This is a genomic window from Bradyrhizobium sp. SUTN9-2, from assembly GCF_003122645.1.
Classification (GTDB): Bacteria; Pseudomonadota; Alphaproteobacteria; order Rhizobiales; family Xanthobacteraceae; genus Bradyrhizobium; species Bradyrhizobium yuanmingense.
Genome location: NZ_LAXE01000001.1, coordinates 5,052,092 through 5,055,343, shown reverse-complemented (window position 1 = coordinate 5,055,343; position 3,252 = coordinate 5,052,092). Strand labels below are relative to the sequence as shown.

The 3,252-nt window shown below is 64.8% G+C and carries 3 protein-coding genes and 1 pseudogene; 1 reads left to right on the top strand and 3 read right to left on the bottom strand.

Features of this window, described 5'->3' with window-relative positions; all coding sequences use genetic code 11:
* Positions 1-89: 89 nt before the first annotated feature.
* Entirely contained in the window at positions 90-542 is a 453-nt protein-coding gene (locus XF30_RS23465) for a DoxX family membrane protein (protein WP_109143971.1), read from the top strand.
* Positions 543-545: 3 nt separating this feature from the next.
* On the opposite strand, the pseudogene XF30_RS23460 reads toward XF30_RS23465, so the two are convergent.
* The 3 genes and pseudogenes from XF30_RS23460 to XF30_RS23450 form a co-directional block, all read right to left on the bottom strand.
* Positions 546-1,662 (bottom strand): annotated as a pseudogene (locus XF30_RS23460) (helix-turn-helix domain-containing protein).
* A 271-nt stretch (positions 1,663-1,933) separates the two neighbouring features.
* The gene (locus XF30_RS23455; RefSeq protein ID WP_192893230.1) at positions 1,934-2,485 is read right to left on the bottom strand and encodes a dihydrofolate reductase family protein; all 552 of its coding nucleotides are present in this window, start codon (positions 2,483-2,485) and stop codon (positions 1,934-1,936) included.
* Between the two features lie 9 nt (positions 2,486-2,494).
* On the bottom strand, positions 2,495-3,252 hold a 758-nt coding region (locus tag XF30_RS23450; RefSeq protein WP_109143970.1), incomplete at its 5' end, for a polysaccharide deacetylase family protein.

Sequence of the window (3,252 nt, the reverse complement as noted above, 5' to 3'; positions counted from 1 at the left end):
TTTCCCCGTTTGTAAACCGGCGCACGACTCTCCATAATCCCCTTCAAGCGTTCTGCGTTCTGCGCTCTGAGCTTGCCAAGAGGCCGATCATGCCAGCGTTCGTGACTTTCGGGCGAATCCTGTTCGCCGTGCTGTTCATCTACACGGGCGCGATCAAGCTGTTTGCCATCCAGGCCACCGCCGACGTCATCGCAACCAAGCTCGTGGTGCCCGATGTCGTCGCGCCTTATGCCCAGCAGGTCGAGACGGCGACCGCCATGACCACGCCGCAGCTGTTGGCGATCGCGATCGGCGGGCTCGAGATCATTGCAGGGCTGATGATCGCGTTGAATTTCGGCGCGCGTTTCTTCGCGATGCTGCTGATCGTCTACGTCGCCGTCGCGACCGTCCTGTTCTACGATTTTTGGAACATGGCGGCGCCCGACAACGCCAAGATGCTGGTCGACGCGCTCAAGAACCTCTCGATCATCGGCGCGCTCTGCATGATCATCGGCTATGGCCGCACCACGCGTCCGGCCGAGGCGGCCTACGGCGACGTCTAGCGGTCACTCCGCTCTCGGCGGCGCGATCTCGCGCATCCAGCGGGAAATCGTCGCGCTGCTCGCTCCATCGCTGCCGCGCTGTCGGCCGAGCAGGGCGGCCTCCCGTGCGGCGCGGGGCGTGATGCCGTAGGCGGCCTTGAACGAGCGCGTGAAATGCGCGTCGGCAGCCGAGCTGCCAGCGCCGTGCCACCTCGCTGATCCGGGGGCCCCGCGCGCCCGAATTGGCGAGGTCGAAGAAGGCGCGGTGCAGCCGGCGGCTGCGGATGTAGTCGGCGATGCCGCCGACCGGGGCGAACAGCCGGTACAGCGAGGCCCGGGACAGGCCGAAATGGGCGGCGATCGAATTGGCCGACAGATCCTCGCTGGCAAGGCCAGCCTCGATATATTGGCGGATCCGCATCAAGGACGGGCTTGCCGCGACGCCATGGTCGGCATCGGCCTCGCCCCGTTCGATTTCGTTGCGAAGGCACGCGGCCAGCAGCGACACCGTGCCCTCGACCACGGATTGGCATTCGTCGAGGTTCATGCGCGGCGCAAATTCGAACAGGGCGGTGAGATGCCCCGCCAGCAATCGTGCGATCACGCTGCTGCCCGGCAGGACCAGGCCATGCAAATCATCAACCCGCAAGAGATGGGCGGCGAACATCGGGCGCGGCACGACCAGCGTAACATTCTCGAACGCCGTGGCCTTGGTCTCCAGCGCCTGGGCGAGATCGAACAGGCAGATGTCGCCGGCGCGTACGCGCATCGGCCGTGTGCCGGCAGCGCCGTCATAGCCGCCCTTCAGATAGAGCTGGAGGATGATGTGGTCGACGCCGCTGCGCGCGATCGTTTCGGCCGTCCGGCGGAAACGCTGGCCGCTGGCACGGCTCAGCCCGATCAGCACCGGTCCCATGGCGTAGGAGCTGAGGTCGGCGCGAAACGGGCCCGGTTCGGCGGCGGCGAGCTCGTCCACCTCGAACAGCGTGGCGACGGCTTCCCGCCACGCTGCGATGTTCGCCTCCGTCTCCATCTGATCGGCGCTGAAGCCGAATGCCGGCAGCAGGGACGATATCGGGGCGACATCGTCATTCAATCCGGAAGCGTCCGTCGGACTAGTCGTCGTGCAGTCGTCGCTCATTCTGGTCGTGGGTTAGTTTTTGCTCTTTTGTCTCAGTCTATTGATGCGGTGTGTCGCAGCCGTTGGCCCGTATTGACGCCGCGCCTCGGACGTTGGCTATAGCGCCACGACCGCCGTCGGGGCCAATTTTCGGGTCTCGGCAAATATGCTAGCCGGCTTTGCGCTGGCCGGCGGCGGACCAATTTTAGCCTGATGAAGCAGCAGGATACGAAACGGTATTCTATTGCCGGTACTGTGCATGGGGTTGTTTTTCCACTTTCGAATCGAGAGGCTACCCCCGCCGCCACGGGGTCACGGTCACCTCATGCGCCGCGTCGAGGAGGTAGGGCGCACCCGGCCTCATCCCGCGCGCAGCCAGCACCTCGTGAGGCGTCCGCTGGGGTACGCCGACGAAGCAGCCTTCACCGCCGGGCAGCCGCACATGCGGAGCCTCCGACAGCCAGAACGTGTCGTAGCGGTCCATGAACAGGTCGAACACGACCGGTCCGCCGATGACGGCGACCATGCCGGATGCGACGTCGGCGAAGGCGCAGGCCTCCTCGAAGCTCGCATGCTCAGGATTCCACAGCGTCGCGTTCGGCATCTCCGGATCGACGGTGAGGTCCCTGATCTTGCGGGTCAGCATCAGCCGCTTGCGCCTGGCCGAATTCGGCTGCTGCTCGTGCGAGTTGCGGCCGTGCACGATCAGCGCGGCGCGATCGAGCGCCTGCTCGAAGAACCGCTTGTCGCCTTCGAATTTCAACGTCTCAGGCATGATGTGCGACGGATCGGCGAGCATGCCGTCCGCGGAGACGATGACGTAGCCTTCGATACGGAAAGACAAGTGCGACGGCTATTCGGAAACGGTGGTCACCACCGAATTGACCGGGCGCTGGCTCACCGTCGGCAGCTTGAGATCCTTGAGCAGCTCCTGGTCGTATTCCGGCAGCGTTGAGGCCGGGAACTTGGCGCGCATCGCGACCACCTTGTAGCCGCCCGCCTTCAGCCGCTTGAGCAGCTCGGGCAGGGCCTCCGCGGTGTGCTTCTGGAAGTCGTGCATCAGGATGATGCCCTTGCCCTTGGTGTCGAGCTTCTTCATCACGGTCTCGACGATCTTCTCGGGCTTGGAAGCCTTGAAGTCGAACGAGTCGATGTCGCAGGAGAAGCTCGCGACATTGCGGTTGCCGAGATAGGTGACCATCTCGGGCGGATGCTGCAGCGCCGGGAAGCGGAAGAACGGCGCGGGCGAGATGCCGCCGAGCGCCCACTTCACCGCCGCGAAGCCCTTCTCGATCTCGTCCTTGCGCTGCGCTTCGTTGAGCTTCTTGTTGTTGAGGTTGGCGTGCGACCAAGTGTGGGCGCCGACGGTGTGGCCGGCTGCGTAGACCTGCTTGAGGACCTCCGGCTCGTAGGTCGCGTGCTTGCCGATGATGAAGAAGATTCCGGTGGTGCATTCGTCCGCGAGCGCCTTCAGCACCGCGGGCGTGTTGCGCGGCCAGGGGCCGTCGTCGAAGGTCAGCACGACCTCCTTGTCACGCAGGAAGTCGAGCTCCTTGAAGTGCTCGAAGCCGAAGCCGGGACCGCCCGTGGTGTCGATCTCGACGGTGCGGG